Source organism: uncultured Winogradskyella sp., from assembly GCF_947498005.1.
Lineage (GTDB): Bacteria > Bacteroidota > Bacteroidia > Flavobacteriales > Flavobacteriaceae > Winogradskyella.
Genome location: NZ_CANMIW010000007.1, coordinates 80,279 through 104,209 on the forward strand (window position 1 = coordinate 80,279; position 23,931 = coordinate 104,209).

Consider the following 23,931-nt stretch of genomic DNA (forward strand, 5'->3'; position numbering starts at 1 on the left):
TACATTCGTACCAACAAAATTAGTTATAATGCGCAAAATTTTAATCATAGGAGCAGGTAAATCCTGTTCTTATCTTATAAAATATTTACTTGATAAGTCAGAAACAGAACAACTACAAATTACCGTTGGAGATCTTAATATAGAAAATGCCAAAAAATTAGTTGGCAACCACCCAAATACAAACATTATTCATTTAGATGTATTTGATGCTCAATCTAGAGTTGCGGCTGTAAAAAATGCCGATATTGTAGTCTCAATGCTACCTGCACGCTTTCATATTGAAGTGGCCAAAGACTGTATTACTTATAAAAAACATATGGTAACGGCTTCTTATGTCAGTCCAGAAATGCATGCTTTAAATGAAGATGCTATTGCCAATAATCTCGTTTTTATGAATGAGATTGGTGTAGATCCTGGTATTGATCACATGAGTGCCATGCAAGTCATAGACCGCATTAGAGATAAAGGTGGTAAAATGATTTTGTTTGAATCTTTTACTGGTGGCCTAGTGGCTCCCGAAAGTGACAACAATCTTTGGAATTACAAATTTACATGGAACCCAAGAAATGTTGTTGTTGCAGGACAAGGTGGTGCTGCCAAATTTTTACAAGAAGACCAATTTAAATACATTCCGTATCACAGATTATTTAGACGTACTGAATTTTTAGATGTTGATGGTTTTGGCCGTTTTGAAGCTTATGCCAACAGAGATTCATTAAAATATCAAACCGTATATGGTTTAGATCATATAAAGACGCTTTATCGAGGCACTATGAGACGTGTTGGTTTTAGTAGAGCCTGGAATGTTTTTGTGCAGTTAGGAATGACAGACGACAGCTACACTATTGACGACAGTATTAATATGAGTTATCGTGATTTTGTTAATTCATTTTTGCCATACAGTCCTACAGATTCTGTTGAACTTAAATTTAGACATGCACTTAAGATTGATCAAGATGATATCGTTTGGGATAAGTTTTTAGAACTCGATATTTTCAACTCTGAAAAAATGGTTAATCTAGACAAAGCGACGCCTGCTCAAATTCTTCAAAAAATATTAATGGATAGTTGGTCACTGAGCTCTGATGATAAAGACATGATAGTTATGTATCATAAATTTGGCTATGAACTTGATGGAAAAAAATATCAAATTGATGCCACTATGGTAACGTTAGGCACGGATCAAACTTATACAGCAATGGCAAAAACAGTAGGTTTACCAGTAGCAATTGCAACATTAGCAATACTAAACGGAAAGATTAAAACACCAGGCGTTCAAATTCCTATTACAAATGAAGTTTATACACCCATTTTAAAAGAATTAGAATCTTATGATATTGTTTTCAAAGAACACGAAGTCCCATATTTAGGTTACAACCCATTAAATTTATAATTTAAATAGAAAATTAGCACAAGGCGTTTCAATATGAAACGCTTTTTTTATCTTTAACTTTCAAATTACAATCTTTTCGAAACATGAAAGTAAGCGACAACGGCATTTATATTGACGGAATAGACAAAAAAATTTTAAGAGCATTAATGGAAGATGCCAGAACACCAATTCTTGAAATTGCTCGTAATGTTGGCATTTCTGGCGCAGCCATTCATCAACGATTAAAAAAATTAGAAAAATCTGGTCTTTTAGCTGGTTCAAAATTTATTATAAACCCAAAAGCTTTAGGTTATACCACAATGGCTTTTGTTGGTGTGTATTTAGATAAAGCTATTAGTAATCCAGAAGCCGTAAAGCAATTACAAAAAATACCAGAAGTTATTGAGTGCCATTACACCACAGGAAATTGGTCTATTTTTATTAAAATCCTTACCAAGGATAATGAGCATTTAATGCATGTACTTAATTCTGAAATTCAAAGTATAAAAGGGGTTTCTAGAACGGAAACGTTTATTTCTTTGCAACAACAGATCAATCGTCAAATTAAGATATAACTTAGGTCTTTAACCTCTTGCCATACTTCCACCTCCAAATTAAAGCATGCCATTTACGCTTTAATTTTTGATGCTTCCAATTAATATTAAACCTTTCACCTTTTATATACCAAGGTGGCAAAGGAATTTTAATACTAAATGGAGGAAATTTATTGACTATCTTATTTAAATCATTCTCATTTCTAAATCGTCGAGAACAAGTAAGTTTAATTATAGTTTTTCTTTTTGTAGAATAATGAATTTCTGCGTTCACCCATAATGGAACTCGTCCAAAATCATACAAACTATCTACAACTTGTTTATGAAATTGAGGTTTACCTTCTAATAGATTAATTTCATTTAGTTTATCTAATTCTTGTTCATTCAAATGAGTACTTACTTCTCTTGAATTAGGTTCTATTAGATATTCAACATTAGTAGAAATTGAATTAACAACCAATGTTTGCGTAAACTCAATTAATTCTTTCGTTGATTCTGTTAATCTATATTTAAATTCTGATTGTTCCATCTAATTTAAGAAGGACTAAGGCGCAGGATTAGGGATTTCAGCGTGTACAGCATCTATGGCTTTCATTACCTCATCGGATAACGACATATTAATACTATCAATATTTTCTTTGAGCTGTTCTATACTTGTTGCACCAATAATATTACTTGTTAAAAAAGGTCTTTCATTCACAAAAGCTAATGACATTTGAGCCAATGACATATTATGGTCTTCTGCTATTTTTAAATAACGCTTTGTAGCCTCTGTAGCTTGATCATTACTGTAACGTGCAAATCTTGGAAACAATTTCAACCTCGCATTTTCTCCTGCCGTTCCTTTTATATATTTGCCAGATAATACACCAAAAGCCATTGGTGAATAGGCTAGTAATCCAATATTTTCTCTATGTGACACCTCTGATAACTGGCTTTCAAATACTCTATTAATTAAAGAATAAGCATTTTGAATGGTTATCATTCGAGGTAAATTATGTTGTTTCGATTCTTGTAAATAACGCATCGTTCCCCAAGAATTTTCATTAGAAATACCAACTTGTCTTATTTTACCAGATTTAATAATGTCATTTAAATTATGTAGAATTTCATTAAAATTATCATCCCATTGTTCATCTTCAATACGCTTGTAATCTCTAACACCAAAAAAATTAGTTTTACGTTCTGGCCAATGCAATTGATAAAGATCTAAATAATCCGTTTGTAAACGTTTTAAACTATTGTTTACGGCTTCATTTAATGCCTCTTTACTAAAACCACTAGTTCTAATATGAGCGGTATAATCGCCTGTTCCTGCAATTTTAGATGCTAAAACTACTTTGTCTCTATGACCTGTTTTGGCAAACCAATTACCAATAATACGTTCAGTTTCGGCATAAGTTTCTGCTGTAGCTGGCACAGGATATAATTCTGCACAATCAAAGAAATTCACACCTTTATCTAAAGCATAATCCATTTGAGCAAAACCTTCTTCTTGGGTATTTTGATTTCCCCAAGTCATAGTGCCAAGGCATATTTTACTAACTTTTATATCTGTGTTTGGTAGTGTTGTGTATTTCATATCAAATTCTGCGAAAGCAGAAATCATTTTTTGTTAAACGGATCTTTCACTGTAAAAATAAGAAGACCTTTTAGGTTTTGAAAACCTGAAAGGTCTATTTCTTAATTAAATATAGATGTCTTGTTATTATTACAAATGATTATATATCATTCAATAGTTTAGAAATCTCATCTAATTTTGGTGTTAAAATAACTTCAATTCGTCTATTCTTTGCTTTGCCTTCAGATGTTTCATTTGAAGCTATTGGTGCAAATTCACCTCGACCAGCTGCTGTTAAGTTTTCAGGATTGATAGCTTCATTTTCTCTGAGGATATTTACAATCGCTGTTGCGCGTTTTGCAGATAAATCCCAGTTTCCACTTAATTGATCATTTCCTTTATATGGCACGTTATCCGTATGACCCTCAATTAATACTGAAATTTCTGGGTTTTCGGCTAATACGTTTCCTAATTGGTTTACGGCTTGTTTTCCTTGAGAACCAACATACCAACTACCTGATTGAAACAACAACTTGTTTTCCATAGAAATGTAAACCTTTCCATTACGTTGCTCTACAGTTAATCCTTTACCTTCAAAATTGGTTAATGCTTTAGAAATAGCGTCTTTTAAACTATTCATTGCAGCATCTTTTGATGCTATTACATTTTCTAATTCTGCAACACGTTTAGAACGACTTTCTAATTCTTGTTTTAAAGAATTTAAACGTTCGTTCTCTGCAGCCAATGCTAATTCCTTAGCTTCTAATTGGGCTAATAGCTCTCTGTTTTTTTGAGAATTTTTAGCAATTGAAGCTGAACTATTTTCTTCTAACGCTTTGTATGATGCTTTTAAAGTTTCAAGATTTGATTGTGAAGCTGCATAATCTGCTTGAAGCTTATCTCTTTCGGAAACAGCAGACTCATAAGCAGATTGCAACGCATTTAAATCGTTATAAATCTTTGTTTTTTCTTGAGATAAGGCTTCCATTTCATCAGTTAAACTGCGATTCTCTTTTTTAAGATTCGCATATTTATCTTCGAGATCTGTATAAATTTGCTTAGACACACAAGATGTAAATAATGTAATTGTAAGGACTAGTATTGAGAGTTTTTTCATGATGTTTTTATAGTCTTTAAGTTGTTTCGTTTTTTTAAAATTTGATTTCAGCATTTAACATCCAATTCCAATAAAATAGGACAGTGATCACTATGAACGGCTTCTGTTAAGATAACGCTACGTTTTATTTTATCTTGTAAAGGTGCGCTTACCATGGCATAATCTAAACGCCAACCTTTATTATTTGCTCTAGAGTTTGCTCTGTAACTCCACCAAGAATATTCCTGACGTTCTGGATGCAAGTATCTAAAACTATCTGTAAATCCGCTATCTATAAAATTACCAAGCCACTCACGCTCTTCTGGTAAAAAACCAGAAACACCTTTCATTTTTGGGTTATGGATATCTATAGCTTCATGGCAAATATTATAATCGCCACAGACAACTAAGTTTGGCTTTTCCTTTTGTAATTCGTTTAAATAATCATGTATTAAATCCATGTATTCAAACTTATGAGATAATCTAGCTGCATTGGTACCAGATGGCAAATACATGCTCATTACAGATACCTCATCGTAATCTACACGAATATTTCTACCTTCAAAATCCATAGATTCAATACCAGTACCAAATTCTATATGATTCGGTTTCGTTTTACATAAAACCGCAACACCACTGTAACCCTTTTTCTGTGCACTAAACCAATAATTATACTCGTAACCCGCTTCTGTAAATAAACTCAGGTCTAGTTGTTCTTCCATAGCTTTAATTTCTTGCAGACAAACTACATCTGCATCTGTTGCTACTAACCATTCTATAAAACCTTTTTTTAAAGCTGCTCTAATTCCGTTGACGTTATAAGAAACTATTTTCATACCCATTTTCTACCTTAGTAAAAATCTCTTTTTAAGTTAAACATTCCGTGAACTGCTAAATTAAATAATACTGTACTTTTACCCTATAAATTTATACTGCTTTTAACGATAAAATAATTTAAGTATTCCGCAGTTATTACAATACATGAAGAATTCGTTACTTATTATATTATTACTTACCACATTTTTGGGTTTTTCTCAAGAGCAGGATAGTAATCTTAGGCAAAAGAAAGTAGCGGTTTCAGATTCGATTAAAATTGATTCCATTAGCATTAATCCTTCGAGATTTAAAGTTAAAACAAAAGACAACAAACTCATAGATTCTACGTTGTATTCGGTTGATTTTGCAAAAGCCATTTTACGGTTTAAGCAACCAATAGAAATCGATACAATTCATATTGAATACTTACGTTATCCTAAATTTTTAACTCAAGTATATAGACAATTAGATGATGGTGTTATTGTAGACCGTTCGTCTCAAAATCAACAATTGTATACGTTACAAAACGCTTCTAATAAAAGTACGTATACGCCTTTTGATGGCTTAACCACGTCTGGAAGCATTTCGAGAGGTGTAACGATAGGAAACAATCAAAACTCAGTACTGAATAGTGAACTCGATTTACAGATTTCAGGTAAATTGAGCGATAAAGTTTCACTACGTGCTTCAATTCAAGATGCTAATATTCCGCTGCAAGAAAGTGGGTATTCGCAACGTTTAGATGAGTTTGACCAAGTGTTTATTGAACTCTATAGTGACGATTGGAATATAAGAGCAGGAGACATTGATTTAGTAAACACTAATAGTTATTTCGCTAATTTTTCTAAACGTGTGCAAGGCTTACTAGTCAATGCTAATTTAAGTGAAAAAACCTCCGTTTTTGCTTCTGGTGCTTTGGTTAGAGGTCAATTTACAACCACACAATTTACAGCAGAAGAGGGTAACCAAGGACCATACAAATTACGTGGATCTAATAATGAATTGTATGTCCTTGTGGTTTCGGGAAGTGAAACCGTTTACGTCAATGGAGTACCTTTAGAACGTGGCGAAAACAATGATTATATTATTGATTACAATGCTGGAGAAATTATTTTTAATTCCACATATCCTATCACTTCCGAAATGCGAATTACAGTAGATTACCAGTTTAGCGAACGGAATTACTCAAGATTTACCGTTTTTGGAGGTGCCAAATATGAAACCAAAAAATTAAAACTGAATGTTTCTGTGTATTCCGAGAGTGATGCTAAAAATCAACCTTTACAACAAAACTTATCTACAGAACAAACCCAAATTTTAGCTGAAGCAGGAGATGATGTAGATTTAATGACAGCACCTTCTGAAACCCTAACCTCCTATTCTGAAAACCGAATTCTCTATAAAAAAGAAGTATTTGGCACTGAAGAAATTTTTGTGTTTTCTAATGATCCTGAAGACGAATTGTACAATGTTCGTTTTACATTAGTTGGTACCAACCAAGGAAATTATATACTAAGCAATACCAATGCTATTACTAATATTTATGAATACATTGCGCCAATTGCAGGTGTTCCGCAAGGAAATTACGAACCTATTACACAATTAATAGCACCAGAACGTTTACAAATTGCCGTTATAAATGGTCAATATAAACCAAGCGAAAAAACAGCTGTCTTTTTTGAATTAGCAGGAAGTAAAAAGGATGAGAATTTATTTTCGAGTTTAGATGATGCCAACAATGATGGTTATGCTGGAAAATTTACATTGAAACAAAATTTAATTAAATCGGATAGTCTCTGGAATCTTTCTGCTCTTGTTGATGCCGATTATATTCAGAAAAATTTTAATACCATTCAACGTTTGTACAGAGCAGAATTTAATCGTGATTGGAATTTAGATACCTCTGAAATCACAGATGATAGTAATATTGACTATGGCAACCAACTTCTTTTTACTTCTGGCTTAAAATTATCGCATTTAAAAAAAGGTTATGCTACTTATAATTTTGAACATCTCAACTATTCTGAAAACTTTAATGGAAATCGTCATAACATTGCAGCCAATTTGCATTTGGGAAATTTTAAAATATTTTCAAACTCTAGTGTTTTAAATAATGAAAGCACCATAAATCAATCCACTTTTGTAAGGTCTTTTAATAGCGTTGTATATGGAAAAGACAAAAAATGGGCTGGCGTAAAATTCTCTACAGAAGACAACGAACAACGCGCAATATCTAATGATTCACTAACTCCTTTGAGTCAAAAATATAAAGCCTACGAAGCTTTTGTTGGTATTGGAGATAGCACTAAAGTTTTTGCAGAAGTCGGGTATATAAAACGTTTTAATGACAGTTTACGCAACAATAGTCTAGAACGTGTTAATAGCTCTAATACCTATTATTTAAATTCGAGATTAATTCAGAATAAAAATACAACGCTTCAATTGTATGCTAATTATAGAGATTTAAAGTCTGAGGACACTAATATAGAGGATGAACAAAGTTTAAACAGCCGCTTAACTTTTAATCAGAAATTATTCAAAAACCTTATTATTCTTAACACAAATTTTGAAACCAATTCTGGCACCTTAGCACAGCAAGATTTTACTTATGTTGAAGTAGAAGCTGGTCAAGGAGCTTACACATGGATAGATTATAATGAAAACAACATTCAAGAATTAGACGAATTTGAAATTGCGCAATTTGCAGACCAAGGCAGTTATATTAGAGTCTTATTGCCAAATCAAGTTTATGTGCAAACGCATCAGAATAGATTTGGGCAAACGGTAACTATAAATCCGCAAATCTGGAGTGTTTCTAAAGACAAATCGAAACAATTTTGGTCGCATTTCTATGACCAAGCCTCTTTTATTGTGGATAGTAAAACCTTTAAAAATGGAAATTCTTTTAACTTAAATCCGTTTGAAGCTTTAAAAGACGATTTAGACACTGAAGACTATGTATCCTTAAATTACAGTTTAAGGAATGTGTTGTTTTTAAATAGAGGAAAACAACGCTACACCACGTCTTATACCTTTTTAACCAATAAGAGCCGTAATCTATTATCTATAGGATTTCAGCAAAACAAAACGAATAGTCATCAACTCAATTTTACTCATAAATTTAATGCGAACTGGCTAGTAAACTCCATAGCAAGTTTAGGAACAGACGATAGCAGAAGTGAAAATTACACGAGCCGAAATTACACTATAGACAACTACCAATTTAAACCTAAACTGAGTTATTTGTTCAGCGAAAATGCGCAGTTTGATGTCTTTTACCAATACACATCAAAAGAAAATACCATTGGTAGTTTAGAGTCCTTAGCTCAGAATAATTACGGTTTATCATTCACATACAATAGCACTCAGAAAATAGCATTAACAGGTGAGTTTAATTTCTTTCAAAATGATTTTGAAGGTGATACAAACACACCTGTTGGTTACCAAATGTTAGAAGGTCTACAAGCTGGTAAAAACTATACTTGGAGTTTATTAGCTCAGAAAAAACTAACTAAATATTTAGATTTAAATTTAACTTACTTCGGAAGAAAATCTGAAACTTCAAAAACCATTCATACAGGAACCGTTCAGTTGAAAGCTTATTTTTAGAACAAAAAAACACCCAAACAATTAAGTTTGGGCGTTTTTATTTTGAGATTCCTACTTTCGCAGGAATTAGTGTTACATCTTCTGGAGCCAATGTTTCACATCAACCTCAGCTTTTATAATATCTTTTAAATCTTCAATTTTAACACGCTTCTGTTCCATAGTATCTCTATGACGTATAGTAACTGAATTATCTTCTAAAGTATCATGATCTACTGTGATACAAAATGGTGTTCCGTTAGCATCTTGTCTTCTGTAACGTCTACCTACTGCATCTTTTTCATCGTAAGTAACGTTGAAATCCCACTTTAAATCTTCAACAATTTTCTTGGCAACATCTGGTAAACCGTCCTTTTTAACTAAAGGTAAAATGGCTGCTTTTGTTGGTGCTAACACTGCTGGTAACTTTAAAACTGTTCTTGTTGTATTGTTTTCTAATTCTTCTTCCATTAAAGCATTAGAAAATACCGCTAAAAACATTCTATCTAAACCAATAGAGGTTTCTAAAACGTAAGGTGTATAACTTGCGTTATCTTCATGATCAAAATACTGTAATTTTTTACCTGAAAATTCTTCGTGTTGTTTAAGATCAAAATCAGTACGTGAGTGAATTCCTTCTAATTCTTTAAAACCAAATGGGAATTTAAATTCTATATCAGTAGCTGCATCTGCGTAATGTGCTAATTTTTCATGATCGTGAAAACGGTAATTATCTTCTCCTAAACCAAGTGACTTATGCCATTTTAAACGTGCGTCTTTCCAATAATCAAACCACTCTTTTTGAGTACCTGGTTTAATAAAAAATTGCATTTCCATTTGTTCAAACTCCCGCATTCTAAAAATGAATTGTCTTGCTACAATTTCATTTCTAAATGCTTTACCTGTTTGTGCAATACCAAAAGGAATCTTCATACGTCCTGTTTTCTGAACGTTTAAGAAATTTACAAAAATACCTTGTGCTGTTTCTGGTCTTAAATACAAATCCATAGCAGATTCTGCTGAAGCGCCTAATTTAGTCCCAAACATTAGGTTAAATTGCTTAACGTCTGTCCAGTTTCTGCTTCCACTTAAAGGACAAGCTATTTCTAACTCTTCAATTAAAGCCTTAACATCTGCTAAATCTTCTTTTTCTAAAGATTGACCTAAACGTTTTAATATAGTATCAATTTTTTCTTGATAACCAACAACACGACCATTGGTAGAAACAAATTCTTCTTTATTAAAAGCGTCGCCAAAACGTTTTTGTGCTTTTTTAACTTCTTTTTCTATCTTGTTTTCAATTTTAGCACAATAATCTTCTACTAAAACATCTGCTCTATATCGTTTTTTAGAATCCTTATTATCTATTAAGGGGTCGCTAAAAGCGTCTACGTGGCCAGAAGCTTTCCAAGTTGTAGGATGCATAAATATTGCAGCATCAAGACCTACAATATTATCATTCATCTGTACCATAGCTCTCCACCAATAGTCTCTAATATTCTTCTTTAATTCTACTCCGTTTTGAGCATAATCATATACTGCGCTTAGTCCATCGTAGATTTCACTACTCTGAAACACGTAACCATACTCCTTTGCGTGAGAGATTACCTTTTTAAATTGATCTTCGTTTGCCATAATGTTGCAAAAATAGAAAACCGCTCTGATTAACAGAACGGTTTTTTAAAAATTATATCGTTAATTAATTTCTTCTTTTAATTTAAGAGAATACTGGTACCTCCTAACTTATCGTTTCTATGAAATACACTGATAAAATAATAGCCTTTTTGAAATGGCTTATCATCCTCGTCCGCTACAATTTCTGTACAAACTTCTAAGTTTTCATTTTTATAATCTATAATTTCCTTTTTACTATAAATTAACGAAGTATTACCAAAAGTAATTTCGCCTTTATCTGAAACCACATTACCATCAGGACCAACAATTTGTATATAAATATCTTTTTTTCCTTTAGATGTTAATGGATTTTCATTTAAAGTAAGACAAACATCGATAGCATTAGCACGTTTAGCACGTTCTGTTAATCGTTTTTTACCTGACTTTAATTTGTAAGATTGCGCAATAAGATTGCTCGCTTTTAAGATGGCGGCATTGTCGATTGAAATATGCAAAGAATCATTAGCAGCAGATAAATTACCATTAATTTCCTCTAAACCAGTAATCTCTAGCTTATTGTTTTTAATTGTGTTTAAAGCATAACGATTTTCTGACTGCAATTTTATATTCGCAGAATTCAAAGAATCTATGGTGTTTAAAAGCACCTTACTTTTAGACCTTAAAACTATAAGTTGATCTTTAAACCTAGTGATAATTGGTAAATCACTATTTAATAATCTTAAAGAATCTAGGGCATTCCTAGTTTCTAATTTAGCTTCTTGGAGCTGCGAAGCCATAAGATTATAGTCTTTGCTTAAATCGTCGTAACTCGATAATAATTCTGACAGTTCAGTTTCTATCAAAACTTTTTCTTGTTTTAAAAATGCTTCGTAGGATTCATTAGACTTATATTTAGTATAGCTATATATGCCTAAAACAGTTAAAACGACCAATAAAGAACTTATAATTAATCTGTAGTTAAATAATTGAGGGTTAACTATCATTAATTTTTTTCTTAATTTAATGCGAAATTATAATTATTTATAAACCAGTATTGTTTTAATCGATTAAGTGATGAAATACTTGTTAAACTTGATTTTTCCTAAGGTTTGTGAAGCTTGCAACTCGTCTTTATCAGATAATGAGATCACCTTATGCACATCTTGTAGACATCATTTACCGACAACCAATTATCATTTTGACAATCCAGAGGCTGTAAAAAAAATACTTTACGGTAGAGTTAAATTAGAAAATGCTTCGGCTTTATTGCATTTTTCTAAAAAAGGAATTGTGCAACAAATACTTCATAATTTAAAGTATCGTGGTCATGAAGAAATTGGTGCTTTTTTTGGCCAATGGTTTGGTGCAGAATTAGCGACTATAGATGACTATGCAGATATTGATGTTGTTATACCTGTGCCTTTATACAAAACTAAACTTAGAAAACGTGGTTATAACCAAGTGGCAAAATTTGGAAAAAATATTGCCAAAGCATTACATGCAGATTATAACGACACTGTACTTATTAAAACTAAATCAACTAAAACGCAAGTCTTTAAAGAACGTATAACGCGTTGGAACAATGATGGCGCCATTTTTGATATTTCTGAAAATAAATCTTTAGTGGGTAAGCACATATTGTTAGTAGATGATATTATAACAAGTGGCGCAACCATAGAAGCATGTACTACCGTTTTGTTAAAAATTGATAATATTAAGTTAAGTGTTGCTACAATGGCAATTGCAGATTGATTTTTTCGTTTCAATGCTTTAAACTTATTGAATTTGAGTAATAATATTGTTTCTTTGTGCTAAATTATATTGAATAGATGCGTGTACCTTTAATACGAATTTTTTATCTTGTCTTACTTACAATAACCTTGGCCAGTTGTGCAAATCGTGGTACACCTAATGGAGGCGAAATAGATACTGAACCACCTGAAATTTTAAAATCGCAACCAGAAAATTATTCAACAAATTTTAAAAGCGATGAGATCATTATTAATTTTAACGAGTATGTAAAAATAAAGGATCTTAGAAAACAGCTTATTATTTCTCCACCTATGGATAATACACCTATTGTTACACCTGCAAGTGGAGCAAGTAAAACTATTACCATTAAAATCATAGATACGCTAAAAGCAAATACGACTTATGCGTTTAATTTTGGAGAAAGTATTGTAGATAATAATGAAAGTAATCCTTTTCCGTATTATCGCTATGTGTTTTCTACAGGAAATGTTATTGACTCACTGTCAGTAAAGGGTTTTGTAGAAGATGCATTACTCAAGGAGCCAGACACATTTATTTCTGTGATGCTTTATGAAAAAGACTCTACTTATTCAGATTCTATAGTATTTAAAGAAAAACCAAGATACATCACTAATACGCTAGATAGTGTAACAACATTTAGTATTGATAATATAAAAGCAGGCACTTACAAGTTGATTGCCTTAAAGGATGAAAATTCCAATTACCTATTCAATCAAAAAAAGGATAAGATTGGTTTTCACGAAGGGTTTATTACTGTACCAACAGACACAACTTATAAATTAAAACTCTTTAACGAGAAAGTAAACTTTAAGGCGATTAAGCCTATACAAGATGGCGAATCTAGAATTATTTTTCCGTACGAAGGAAGCTATGAAGATATTCGCATAAGTGTTTTAGGCGAAAAACCAAACGATTATAAAACCCGAAAAATAAAAGATACACAAACAGACACGCTTTACTATTGGTATAAACCAAAATTTGAAGCAGACTCCACGTTTTTCATCGTTACAAACGGCGTAAAGGTTGATACCTTTAAACATCGCTTTAGAACCATAAAAAAAGATTCGTTAAAAATAAAATCTTTGCTTTCAGGTACATTAAATTTTAATGAAGATTTTTCTTTAGAGGGTAATATTCCTTTATCAAAAATTGATACGACCAAAATAACTCTTATTGATAAAGATTCCTTAGCTGTTCCTTACACTGTAAAATACGATTCAATTTACAACAGATATAAATTTCTGATTGATAAACAAGAAGGACAAACCTATAAATTTAGATTATTACCAGGTACTCTAACCGATTTTTATGATGACACACATAAAGACACTTTAATTTATTCATTAAATACCAAATTAAAATCTGAATACGGAAATATTAGAGTAAACCTTAGAAATGCAAAACTCCCATTAATTGTACAATTAATAAATAGTAAAGGAGACATAAAATATGAGAAATATGCTAGTGATTCTCCTGTAGTAGATTTTACAGACCTTTCTCCTAGTAAATATGAATTGCGTGTAATTGTGGATACTAATAAAAATAAGATATTTGATACTGGAAATTTCTTATTAGGTATTCAACCAGAAAGAGTTATATATTCTGAACCAATTGAGGAAGTTAGAGCAAATTTTGATTGGATTATAGAATTTCAATTTACAGACTAAAATCATCTCTATCATTAAGAAAATTTAATTTTTCTCTGTATTTTTTAATCGCAGCTTTTTCTAAAGTTACAATTTCTATAGTGTCTTCATTGTGAGATAGATTGCTTAATCGTTTTCCTAATATATCATAAGCCGCAGAATGGCCTGAATACTGATAATTATTACCATCTAACCCTACTCTATTAACACCAATACAATACGTCATATTCTCAATAGCTCTGGCTTTTAGTAAAGCATCCCAAGCATCAATTCTTATTTTTGGCCAATTGGCTACGTAGATTAACAAATCATAATCTTCTGTGTTTCTTGCCCAAACTGGAAACCGTAAATCGTAACAAACCAATGGACAAATTTCCCAACCTTTATAATCAAAAACTACCCTTTCGGTACCAGCTGTATAAACTTTATGTTCGCCTGCTAAAGTAAATGTATGACGTTTATTGTAACTCGTAATTTTACCTGAAGGCTCTACACATACCAAGCGGTTATAATAGTTAGTATTTTCTGCAATTACCAAACTTCCCATAATTGCAGCTTGGTGTTCTTTCGCTTTTTCTTTAAGCCACACTATGGTTTTACCTTCCATAGTTTCTGCAACAGCTTCAGGATTCATAGTAAAACCAGATGTAAACATTTCTGGTAAAACAATAAGGTCTGCATCTTGCGAAACAGCATTTATCTTATCATTTAACATTCGCCTATTCTCTGATGGATTTTCCCAAACCAATTCGGTTTGAATAAGAGCTACTTTTAAATCTGTATTCATATTTTAAAATTACAAATTACATTTAAGAAAAAGGCATAAAAAAGGCGTGCTAAAACGTAAACCTAAGTTTTTGTTTTAGCGCGCTCAATAATAGAACTCTATTATTTATTATAGTTTGCTCTTCGCTTTAGTTACTTTATCTGTTAACTTTTCAATTTTATCCATCCATTTGTTTTCGTCAACTGGAGATAATTTACCTTTTCTTTTAAGCTTCTCGTACTTCTTTTGTGCTTTTTCAAGATTGCTTTCTGCTTTCTCAAAATTACTTTGAAGCTTCTCCTCTTTCTTAATAGCTTTTTCTGCCTTCTTTTGCTCTTTTTCGGCTTTTTTCTGTGCCTTTTCTGCTTTTTTAGTCTCTTTTTCTAATTTTTCAGCTAATTCTTCTTTTTCCTTTAAGGCCTTTGCTTCTTCTTTCTTTAGCTTTTCAGCTTCTTTTTGAGCCTTCTCTTCTTCCTTTTTTAACTTCTCAGCTTCAATCTTTGCCTTCTCTTCAGTTTTTTTAGCTGCTTCTAATTCCTTCTGTGCTGCTTCTGCTTCCATTTTTGCTTTCTCTTCTGCTTTTTTGGCAATTTCTGCAGCCTTCATTTTTTCCGTAATTAAAGCAGCCTCTTTAAAAATTAAAGTTCTTTCTTCTAATTTTAAAGTTTCGGTAACGTCAACACCTTCTAAAAAGATTTTTTCGTTTTTTACTTCGTAAATTTTCCCTTCTTTTGTTACCTCTTGTGCAAATGTTGAAAGTGATAAACTTAAGAATAATAAGACGATATAATATTTCATTGTTTTTGTTTTAATTGTTCAGTATTAAGACACACAAAATTACAAAAGGTAACAGCTTGTTTTAATTATTTTAAACTGTTTTTTGCTTCTCTTACCTTGTCCTTTAAATCTTTTAATTTTCCCTTCCAATCTTCAATATCATTAGGAGAGAGTTTACCTTCTTTTTTTAGTTTTTTAAACTTAGCTTTTTTGTTATTATAACGCTCTTTCGCAGTCGCATAATCATCTCTGCTATCTTGTTTTTCTTCAAGATAAGATTCTAAATTTTTTAATTTTTCTTCTAATTTTTTCTGATTGTTTTCAGCTTCTTCTTTAACCTTTTTTTGCTTTTCAATAGCTTTTTCTAATTCTTCATACTGTTTATCATAAGCCTTTTTCACTTCTTCTTTCTCCTTAATCAAGTTATTTATGGATGCTTTTTCTGCCGCACTTAAATCATCAGTAACATCTACACCATTACTTTTTATGGCTTTTTTCTCCACTTCATACACTTTGCCATCATCTGTAATAACTCGTTGACTGCTTCCACATGATGCAAAAACAATAAGTAATAAAAGTATCGCTGGTCTCTTTAAAATTTTCATAGTTTCTTATTTTTTAATTATATTTTCAATATAAACCAAGGCTAAAAACTATGTTAACTGATATAAAACTTATATGTGCTTTAATACGTTTGCGGCTTGTATTAGGGTATCGTCAGTTTTAGCAAAACAAAATCGCAACACTTTATCATCTTTGCTATTTTCGTTAAAAACGGAAAGTGGAATAGACGCAATTTTGAATTCTTTAGTGAGTCGCTTGGCAAAATCAACATCATATTCATCAGTGATTTCAGAATAATCTAAAACTTGAAAATAAGTCCCTTTTGAAGGTTGGAATTTAAAACGGGATTCTGAAATTAAGCTTAAAAACAAATCGCGCTTACGCTCAAAAAAGGTATTCAAACCTAAATACGTTGATTCATCTTGCATATAATCGGCAATTCCTTTTTGTGCGGGATGATTCACAGAAAACACATTAAACTGATGCACTTTTCTAAACTCATACATTAAATAGTCTGGCGCACAGCAATACCCAATTTTCCAACCTGTGTTGTGAAATGTCTTCCCAAAAGACGCCGTTATAAAACTGCGCTGCTTTAAATCATTAAATAAGCATGTGCTTTGGTGTTGAGCTTCATCAAATACAATATGCTCATAGACCTCATCACTTAATACTATAATATCAGTGTCTTTGGTTAATTTTTGAAGTTGAAGCATATCATCCTTAGACCAAATAGTTCCACTAGGATTATGAGGTGTGTTTATAATTATCATCTTGGTTTTAGAGGAAACTTTTGAAGCCACCTCATCCCAATTCACATTATAATTTGGCGCAGATAATTGAATGGAAATCGTTTTTCCACCATTAAGTTCTATGGCTGGTTGGTAACAATCGTATGCTGGTTTAAAAATGATAACTTCATCATTTGGTCTTACAAATGCGGAAATTATAGTGTAAATAGCTTGTGTGGCACCTGCTGTTACTGTGATTTCTTTTTCAGGATGATAGGTGCTTTTATACAACAACTCATATTTATGAGCAATTACCAAACGCAAATCTAAATTGCCTGCCATTGGTGCATATTGATTGTAACCATTATTCATAGCATTGGTTACCAAATCATTCAATTTTTGAGAACTCGGATAATTAGGAAAACCTTGAGACAAGTTAATAGCACTATACTCGTTCGCCAAAGCACTCATAACAGTAAATATTGTGGTGCCTACGTCTGGTAATTTTGATTGGTGATTCATATGCATACTTTAACTAGTAAAACATTAAAGATATAAAACAAGCTTTTCTATCTTTACAAAAACTAATAAAATATAGGTTATGCGCTTTATAAAAATTCTATTATTATTCTTTGTTTTTCAAGTGTCTGCCCAACAAGGTGGCATGTGGATTCCTTCGCTTTTAGGAGGTATGAACGAAACTGAAATGCAAAGTTTGGGCAGTAAATTAACAGCTCAAGATATTTACGATGTTAACAATTCTAGTTTAAAGGATGCCATTGGTCACTTTAATGGTGGCTGTACAAGTGAGGTGATTTCAGACCAAGGTTTGGTGTTAACGAATCATCATTGTGGATTTGGACAAATTCAATCACATTCCTCTTTAGAAAACGATTATTTAAAAGACGGTTTTTGGGCAATGTCTCTTGAAGACGAATTGCCAAATAAAGGTTTATTTATTGAATTTATTGTCAGTATTCACGATGTAACAGAAGTTGCTTTAAAAGGCATCACTGATAGCATGACGGAAACTGAAAAGCAATCATTAATCTCAAAAAACACAAACGCAGCTTTAAAAACCTGGCCGAAAGAAGCTTGGCAAGATGTAAAAACAAAAGCGTTTTACGAAGGTAATCAGTACTTCCTTTTTGTTACTGAACGTTTTGAAGATATTCGTTTAGTTGGTGCACCACCAACAAGTATTGGTAAATTTGGCAGCGACACAGACAACTGGGTTTTCCCGAGACATACTGGCGATTTTTCTATGTTTAGAATTTATGCTGATGCCAATAATAGACCTGCAAAATATAGTAAAGATAATAAGCCATATAAGCCAAAACATTACCTTCCAGTGTCTTTAGATGGTGTTGAAGAAGGCGATTTTACAATGGTTTTTGGTTTCCCTGGAACAACAAGCGAGTATTTACCTGCTGTTGCCATTGAGCATATTACAAAAGAATTTAATCCTACAAATATTGCCATACGAGAAGCGGCTTTAAAAGTCATTGACCAAAAAATGAAAGAAAGTGATGACGTACGAATTAAATACGCATCTAAACAAGCACGAATTGCGAATGCTTGGAAAAAATGGATTGGCGAAAACTTAGGTATTGAGAAAAGTAATGCTGTTGAAAAACGAAAAGCATTTGAAGCTACATTTACTAAAGCCTTGAAAGAAAAAGGACTAGAGGATAAATATGGAAACATTCTTCCGGAATTTGATAGACTTTACAAGGACTTCGCGCCAATAAATATTAAACGTAGAAACTTTATTGAAGTCTTTTTAATTACCAATGAATTAATGCAAATGACCTTTAGAGCTTACCAAGTTGAACAAGCTCTAGTTGCTAATCCTGATAATTTAGAAAGAGGAAAAGAAGTTCTAACTGGTCAATTACAAGGCATTCATAAAAATTACAACGCTGAATTAGACAAAGGTGTTTACCTCAATGTGATGCCTTTATATGGCAAAGACGTTGATGCTTCTATCTATGATAAAACAGCTTTCACTAATTTAGATTCTGCTTTAAGTTTACTTGAAGGCGATGCAAAAACCGTTATAAAAAACCTAAACAATGATGCTGCTTTTGCGTATGCAAAACCAATTATTGATGAATTTTTTAATACACTAAATCCTGAATACCAACAAAAAAACGAACCAATTACAGCATTACAAACTAAGTATATGACGGCATTAATGGAAGCCTTACCAAATGCACGTTATTTCCCTGATGCTAATAGCACGCTTCGTGTGACTTACGGACAAGTGAGAGGTTACTCGCCTAGAGATGCGGTGTATTACAATCCTGTGAGTTATTTAGATGGTGTTATTGAAAAATACATTCCTGGCGATTATGAGTTTGATGTACCACAAAAATTAAGAGATTTATACGATGCTAAAGATTACGGACAATATGCAGATAAAAATGGAAAAGTACCAGTTTGCTTTTTAGGTACCAACCACACCACTGGTGGAAACTCTGGAAGTCCTGCTATTGATGCCGAAGGGAATTTAGTAGGTTTAAACTTTGACCGTGTTTGGGAAGGTACAATGAGCGACATGAACTACGATTCAGAAATCTGCCGAAACATTATGGTAGATATACGCTACGTCCTTTTTATTGTCGATAAATATGCAGGTGCCACCCATTTAATTGACGAAATGACTTTGGTGCATCCTAAAGAGGATGATTCTAGTTCTAAGAAAAAGAAGAAGAAAAATCGTAAGAAACGCGATTAGTTGTTGGTAACTAGTTTATAGTTAATACATTTTTAATATAAGACCTCATTGTTTTTTGAACTTTGAGGTCTTTTTACATTTCAATACGAAATCAATTTATTTTTCGTTTCGTAAATATGAAAAATATATTACTCGCTATTTTTTGCCTACTATCAATTAATAAATATTCCGAACAAGAAAAACCTATAAAAACCGTACATGTTTTTGTCGCTTTATGTGATAATGAAAATCAAGGCATAGTTCCTGTTCCAAGTAAAATAGGTAATGGCCAAGACCCTAAAAACAATTTATATTGGGGCGCATTATATGGTGTAAAAACCCATTTTAAAAACAGTAAAGATTGGTCATTGATAAAAACTATTACATCAGATAATCCAAATATTTTAGAGCGTCTTTTATTTAAACACAAAACATCCAATACCTATATGCTTGCTGATGCTTATGACGGAAAATATATAAAGCAAACTACCATAGATTTTATTGAAGCAACAGCAGGAAAAAACCCTATTTCTGTTTCATACAATGAAACAGAATTACAATTTGGCGGAAAATCAAGTCTTCTATCTTACGTTGGCCACGATGGTTTAATGGAATTTAACGTAGAAGGTAATTTTTCTCCTATTAATAATATAAAACGCGATGCAATTGTATTGGCATGCATCAGTAAATCTTACTTTAAACCTTATTTTGAAAAAACTAAAGTCAATCCATTAATCTGGACCACAGGTTTAATGGCTCCAGAAGCTTATACTTTAAAATCTGCGATTGATGGTTGGATATTAGATGAAACTGATGGTCAAGTTAAAGAACGTGCTGCACAAGCTTATCATAAATATCAGAAGTGTGGCATAAATGGCGCTAGAAGATTGTTGGTTACAGGTAATTAATCTATTTCAGTATACTCTTAACAATCTTAAGATGATGATTTGTATGTGCATCTAAAAATTGAATAACTCGTGTTGTATTTACATTTCCAAACAAAGGATGTTTAAAATAAGCGTTTTTATCTAAACTTGGAATTAACTTAATGTTCTGTCTTGCCTTTACCAATTGAGTTTTTATATCATCTATAAAAATTGTTTCTGATGGCATTACATGTTTTGGTGCTTTCGCTTTTCCTCTTGGAAAAAACCGAAATGTTAACAGTAACTTACCTAAAAAGCTAAAATCATCTTTATATAATTCTGGATTAGAGTTTTGCATATTAGTTATAACAGCGTTAAAAACTTTTAAACTATGATCTAAATGCCAAGCGACTTTAACTTTTGAAATCTTAGAGTTCATAACCTCACTATTCGGTAAATAACTCTCAATATCATTTAGTGCCTTTTGTAAAACTGCAATATCTAATGCCTTCATTATGGTTAATTTTACCGAAAGATAATTAAAATAAAAACCCTCACATTTCTGTAAGGGTTTTATTTATAATTAGGTTTCAATTAATAAGATTCCTGCTTTCGCAGGAATAACATTAATAACGATAATGCTCAGGCTTGTAAGGACCTTCAACAGTTACACCAATATATTCTGCTTGGTAATCTGCTAATTCAGTAAGCTCAACACCAATTTTTTCTAAGTGTAATTTTGCTACTTTTTCGTCTAAATGTTTTGGTAACATATACACATCGTTTCCGTAGGCTTCTTTGTTGTTCCAAAGTTCAATTTGTGCCAACGTTTGGTTTGTAAATGAGTTACTCATTACAAAACTTGGATGACCAGTTGCACAACCTAAGTTTACTAAACGACCTTCAGCAAGAATAATAATTTCTTTTCCGTTAACCGTATATTTATCAACTTGTGGTTTAATAGTATCTTTAGTATCGCCAAAGTTTTCATTTAACCAAGCCATTTGAATTTCGTTATCAAAGTGTCCGATGTTACAAACAATAGTTTTGTCTTTCATCGCTTCAAAATGTTCAGCTCTAACGATATCTTTATTTCCTGTTGTAGTAATAACGATGTCGCTATTTCCAACTACAGTTTCTAATTTCTTCACTTCAAAACCATCCATTGCAGCTTGTAATGCACAAATTGGGTCAATTTCAGTAACAGTAACAATAGAACCAGCACCTTTAAAAGAAGCCGCTGTACCTTTACCTACATCACCATAACCACAAACAGTAACACGTTTACCTGCTAACATAATATCTGTTGCTCTACGAATTGCATCTACTGCAGATTCTTTACAACCATATTTATTATCAAATTTCGATTTCGTTACAGAATCGTTTACGTTAATCGCTGGCATTGGTAACGTTCCATTCTTTACACGTTCGTAAAGTCTGTGAACACCAGTTGTTGTTTCTTCTGATAAACCGTTAATTCCATCAGCTAATTCTGGATATTTATCTAAAACCATGTTTGTTAAATCTCCACCATCATCAAGAATCATGTTTAATGGTTTTCTGTCTTCACCAAAAAATAAAGTTTGCTCAATACACCAATCAAACTCTTCTTCTGTCATGTCTTTCCATGCATACACAGCAGTACCCGCATCTGCAATTGCAGCAGCAGCCTGATCTTGTGTAGAAAAAATGTTACAAGAACTCCAAGTCACTTCTGCACCTAAAGCTTGTAATGTTTCAATTAAAACCGCAGTTTGAATCGTCATATGTAAACAACCAGCAATACGTGCACCTTTTAAAGGTTGCTCGTTTTTATATTCTTCACGTAAACTCATTAAACCTGGCATCTCTGCTTCGGCTAAATTAATTTCTTTTCTTCCCCAAGCCGCAAGCGACATATCTTTTACCTTGTTAGGTACGTAAGCAACAGTTTTTGTACTCATATCTTTTTTATCTTTTTTTAAAATTGTACTTGCCTTTGGGTTTTTGGCTTAAATAACTAAATTCGCTATATTAAAAAAAGCCAAATTCGCCTTAGGCGATGCAAAGATAATCATTAGGATTCAGAATATTAAATGCCACTGTACAAATCCATTAGTGTAAACTCACAAACTACTGTTAAAATCTGGAAGATTGAAGAATCCTACGATGCTTTATTTCAACCTTTAGACTTAAAACCACAAAGTTTATCTCGTGTTTTAGGCATGAAAAGTGAACTTCATCAGCGAGGATTTTTAAGCGTAAGACATTTATTGCATGAATTTGGCTATTCAGATCATGACTTGTATTATGATGAAAACGGAAAACCTCATCTAAAAGATGGTAAACAAATTTCCGTAACGCATTCTTTTACGTTTGCTGGCGTTATTGTTAGTGATAAAGAAGTTGGTATAGATATAGAAAAGCAGCGTGATAAAATAGGTGTCATCGCTCACAAATTTATAGATTATGAATACAATTATTTAAAATCTACTGATACTGATTACATAAATAAACTCACTGTTATTTGGGGAATTAAAGAATCACTCTACAAACTTTTTGCTACGCCAGGCATGTTATTTAAAGAACATTTTCTTGTCATTCCATTTGTTATGAAAGATGGCACTACTGTTGCTTGGATAGATTATAAAGATAAAAAGTACAGGTATAATACAGCATTTTTAGAATTTGAAGGATTTACTTGTGCATACGTAATCCCTTAATGAATACTATATTCCTAAATATAATAAACTCTAAAGCTAAGGACGAAAAATTGTTAGCCGTTCTTATCGATCCAGATAAGATGTCTCCAACTAATGTTTCATGCTTTATAGCCAAGGTAAATCAATCCGTAGCAACTCACATTTTTGTTGGAGGAAGTGAAGTCCGTGAAAATGCAACTGAGGTTTTAGTTATTGAAATTAAAAAACACACCAATCTACCTGTTGTCATTTTCCCTGGCGATGTCACTCAAATAACTCAAAAAGCGGATGCGATTTTGTTTCTTTCTTTATTATCTGGTCGTAATCCAGATTATTTAATAGGAAAACATGTTGAAGCGGTTTCAAAATTAAAAAATTCTAATCTTGAAGTTATACCAACAGGCTATATCCTAATTCAAAATGGAAAGAAAACATCTGTGCAACGCGTTAGTAAAACTGAACCAATAAAAAGAGAGGATATAACCCAAATAGTTCATACAGCAAAAGCCGGAGAATTACTTGGTAAAAAACTGATTTATCTAGAAGCCGGAAGTGGTGCAACACACGCCATTGATACTAATATCATTGAAAAAGTAGCTGAACAGATTAATATTCCACTTATTGTTGGTGGAGGAATTAGAAATAAAGCGACAATGAATGCAATTTATAAAGCTGGTGCAGATTTAATAGTTATTGGAAACGCTTTTGAAGAAGACGAAACTTTCTTTAATGAACTGAAAAAGAAATCAGACTGAGTTTTTACCTATTGTAAATGTAGGCAGTCGAAGTCAATTTATAACCTATTGTTTA

General features: G+C 32.3%; 21 protein-coding genes. 9 read left to right on the top strand and 12 right to left on the bottom strand.

All coding sequences use genetic code 11. From position 1 onward, the window contains the following. The first annotated feature begins 28 nt into the window (after positions 1 to 28). Both Q0891_RS13230 and Q0891_RS13235 read left to right on the top strand, forming a co-directional pair. On the top strand, positions 29 to 1,393 hold the full coding sequence (locus Q0891_RS13230) for a saccharopine dehydrogenase C-terminal domain-containing protein (protein WP_299102294.1): 1,365 nt from the start codon (positions 29 to 31) through the stop codon (positions 1,391 to 1,393). Positions 1,394 to 1,476: 83 nt separating this feature from the next. Next, positions 1,477 to 1,947: an Lrp/AsnC ligand binding domain-containing protein gene (locus tag Q0891_RS13235; protein ID WP_299102296.1), complete on the top strand. Its 471-nt coding sequence runs from the start codon at positions 1,477 to 1,479 to the stop codon at positions 1,945 to 1,947. Position 1,948: 1 nt separating this feature from the next. On the opposite strand, the gene Q0891_RS13240 is transcribed toward Q0891_RS13235, so the two are convergent. From Q0891_RS13240 to Q0891_RS13255, 4 genes are all read right to left on the bottom strand, one after another. Further along, positions 1,949 to 2,455: a hypothetical protein gene (locus Q0891_RS13240; RefSeq protein WP_299102298.1), complete on the bottom strand. Its 507-nt coding sequence runs from the start codon at positions 2,453 to 2,455 to the stop codon at positions 1,949 to 1,951. A 15-nt stretch (positions 2,456 to 2,470) separates the two neighbouring features. Further along, positions 2,471 to 3,508 (bottom strand): aldo/keto reductase, encoded by a 1,038-nt coding sequence (locus Q0891_RS13245; RefSeq protein ID WP_299102557.1) that lies wholly within the window; start codon positions 3,506 to 3,508, stop codon positions 2,471 to 2,473. A 139-nt stretch (positions 3,509 to 3,647) separates the two neighbouring features. Next, complete coding sequence (locus Q0891_RS13250) at positions 3,648 to 4,607, bottom strand: OmpA family protein (protein ID WP_299102558.1); 960 nt, start codon at positions 4,605 to 4,607, stop codon at positions 3,648 to 3,650. A 44-nt stretch (positions 4,608 to 4,651) separates the two neighbouring features. Further along, complete coding sequence (locus Q0891_RS13255; RefSeq protein ID WP_299102299.1) at positions 4,652 to 5,419, bottom strand: exodeoxyribonuclease III; 768 nt, start codon at positions 5,417 to 5,419, stop codon at positions 4,652 to 4,654. Between the two features lie 145 nt (positions 5,420 to 5,564). Between Q0891_RS13255 and Q0891_RS13260 the strand changes: the two genes are divergently transcribed. Next, positions 5,565 to 9,008, top strand: a complete 3,444-nt coding sequence (locus Q0891_RS13260) for a hypothetical protein (RefSeq protein ID WP_299102301.1) — start codon at positions 5,565 to 5,567, stop codon at positions 9,006 to 9,008. Between the two features lie 72 nt (positions 9,009 to 9,080). Here Q0891_RS13260 and Q0891_RS13265 read toward each other — a convergent pair whose 3' ends face one another. Both Q0891_RS13265 and Q0891_RS13270 read right to left on the bottom strand, forming a co-directional pair. Further along, entirely contained in the window at positions 9,081 to 10,619 is a 1,539-nt protein-coding gene (locus Q0891_RS13265; protein WP_299102303.1) for a glycine--tRNA ligase, read from the bottom strand. Between the two features lie 77 nt (positions 10,620 to 10,696). Then, positions 10,697 to 11,602: a hypothetical protein gene (locus Q0891_RS13270; RefSeq protein ID WP_299102305.1), complete on the bottom strand. Its 906-nt coding sequence runs from the start codon at positions 11,600 to 11,602 to the stop codon at positions 10,697 to 10,699. A 70-nt stretch (positions 11,603 to 11,672) separates the two neighbouring features. Here Q0891_RS13270 and Q0891_RS13275 point away from each other — a divergent pair, with 70 nt between their 5' ends. Both Q0891_RS13275 and Q0891_RS13280 read left to right on the top strand, forming a co-directional pair. Further along, the gene (locus tag Q0891_RS13275) at positions 11,673 to 12,350 is read left to right on the top strand and encodes a ComF family protein (RefSeq protein ID WP_299102307.1); all 678 of its coding nucleotides are present in this window, start codon (positions 11,673 to 11,675) and stop codon (positions 12,348 to 12,350) included. Between the two features lie 128 nt (positions 12,351 to 12,478). Further along, on the top strand, positions 12,479 to 14,038 hold the full coding sequence (locus Q0891_RS13280) for an Ig-like domain-containing protein (RefSeq protein ID WP_299102309.1): 1,560 nt from the start codon (positions 12,479 to 12,481) through the stop codon (positions 14,036 to 14,038). Here Q0891_RS13280 and Q0891_RS13285 read toward each other — a convergent pair. From Q0891_RS13285 to Q0891_RS13300, 4 genes are all read right to left on the bottom strand, one after another. Continuing rightward, positions 14,028 to 14,804: an amidohydrolase gene (locus Q0891_RS13285; protein WP_299102311.1), complete on the bottom strand. Its 777-nt coding sequence runs from the start codon at positions 14,802 to 14,804 to the stop codon at positions 14,028 to 14,030. The two genes, Q0891_RS13280 and Q0891_RS13285, sit on opposite strands and share 11 nt — an antisense overlap. 108 nt (positions 14,805 to 14,912) lie before the next feature. Next, entirely contained in the window at positions 14,913 to 15,581 is a 669-nt protein-coding gene (locus Q0891_RS13290; protein ID WP_299102313.1) for a hypothetical protein, read from the bottom strand. A gap of 65 nt (positions 15,582 to 15,646) precedes the next feature. After that, positions 15,647 to 16,165: a hypothetical protein gene (locus Q0891_RS13295; protein WP_299102315.1), complete on the bottom strand. Its 519-nt coding sequence runs from the start codon at positions 16,163 to 16,165 to the stop codon at positions 15,647 to 15,649. 69 nt (positions 16,166 to 16,234) lie between these two features. Then, on the bottom strand, positions 16,235 to 17,377 hold the full coding sequence (locus Q0891_RS13300) for a methionine aminotransferase (RefSeq protein WP_299102317.1): 1,143 nt from the start codon (positions 17,375 to 17,377) through the stop codon (positions 16,235 to 16,237). A gap of 79 nt (positions 17,378 to 17,456) precedes the next feature. Here Q0891_RS13300 and Q0891_RS13305 point away from each other — a divergent pair, with 79 nt between their 5' ends. Both Q0891_RS13305 and Q0891_RS13310 read left to right on the top strand, forming a co-directional pair. Then, positions 17,457 to 19,595 carry a S46 family peptidase gene (locus Q0891_RS13305; RefSeq protein WP_299102319.1) on the top strand — a complete coding sequence of 713 codons (2,139 nt, stop codon included), beginning with the start codon at positions 17,457 to 17,459 and terminating at the stop codon, positions 19,593 to 19,595. Between the two features lie 116 nt (positions 19,596 to 19,711). Then, positions 19,712 to 20,482, top strand: a complete 771-nt coding sequence (locus Q0891_RS13310) for a hypothetical protein (RefSeq protein ID WP_299102321.1) — start codon at positions 19,712 to 19,714, stop codon at positions 20,480 to 20,482. A gap of 1 nt (position 20,483) precedes the next feature. On the opposite strand, the gene Q0891_RS13315 is transcribed toward Q0891_RS13310, so the two are convergent. Both Q0891_RS13315 and ahcY read right to left on the bottom strand, forming a co-directional pair. Further along, a complete protein-coding gene (locus tag Q0891_RS13315) occupies positions 20,484 to 20,954 on the bottom strand; it encodes a DUF1569 domain-containing protein (protein ID WP_299102323.1) in 471 nt (156 codons plus the stop codon). Positions 20,955 to 21,066: 112 nt separating this feature from the next. Beyond that, complete coding sequence (gene ahcY / locus Q0891_RS13320; RefSeq protein ID WP_299102325.1) at positions 21,067 to 22,383, bottom strand: adenosylhomocysteinase; 1,317 nt, start codon at positions 22,381 to 22,383, stop codon at positions 21,067 to 21,069. Between the two features lie 132 nt (positions 22,384 to 22,515). Here ahcY and Q0891_RS13325 point away from each other — a divergent pair, with 132 nt between their 5' ends. Next, positions 22,516 to 23,142: a 4'-phosphopantetheinyl transferase superfamily protein gene (locus Q0891_RS13325; protein WP_299102327.1), complete on the top strand. Its 627-nt coding sequence runs from the start codon at positions 22,516 to 22,518 to the stop codon at positions 23,140 to 23,142. Next, positions 23,142 to 23,876: a geranylgeranylglyceryl/heptaprenylglyceryl phosphate synthase gene (locus tag Q0891_RS13330; RefSeq protein ID WP_299102329.1), complete on the top strand. Its 735-nt coding sequence runs from the start codon at positions 23,142 to 23,144 to the stop codon at positions 23,874 to 23,876. Before Q0891_RS13325 ends, Q0891_RS13330 begins: the two co-directional genes overlap by 1 nt. Positions 23,877 to 23,931 lie beyond the last annotated feature (55 nt).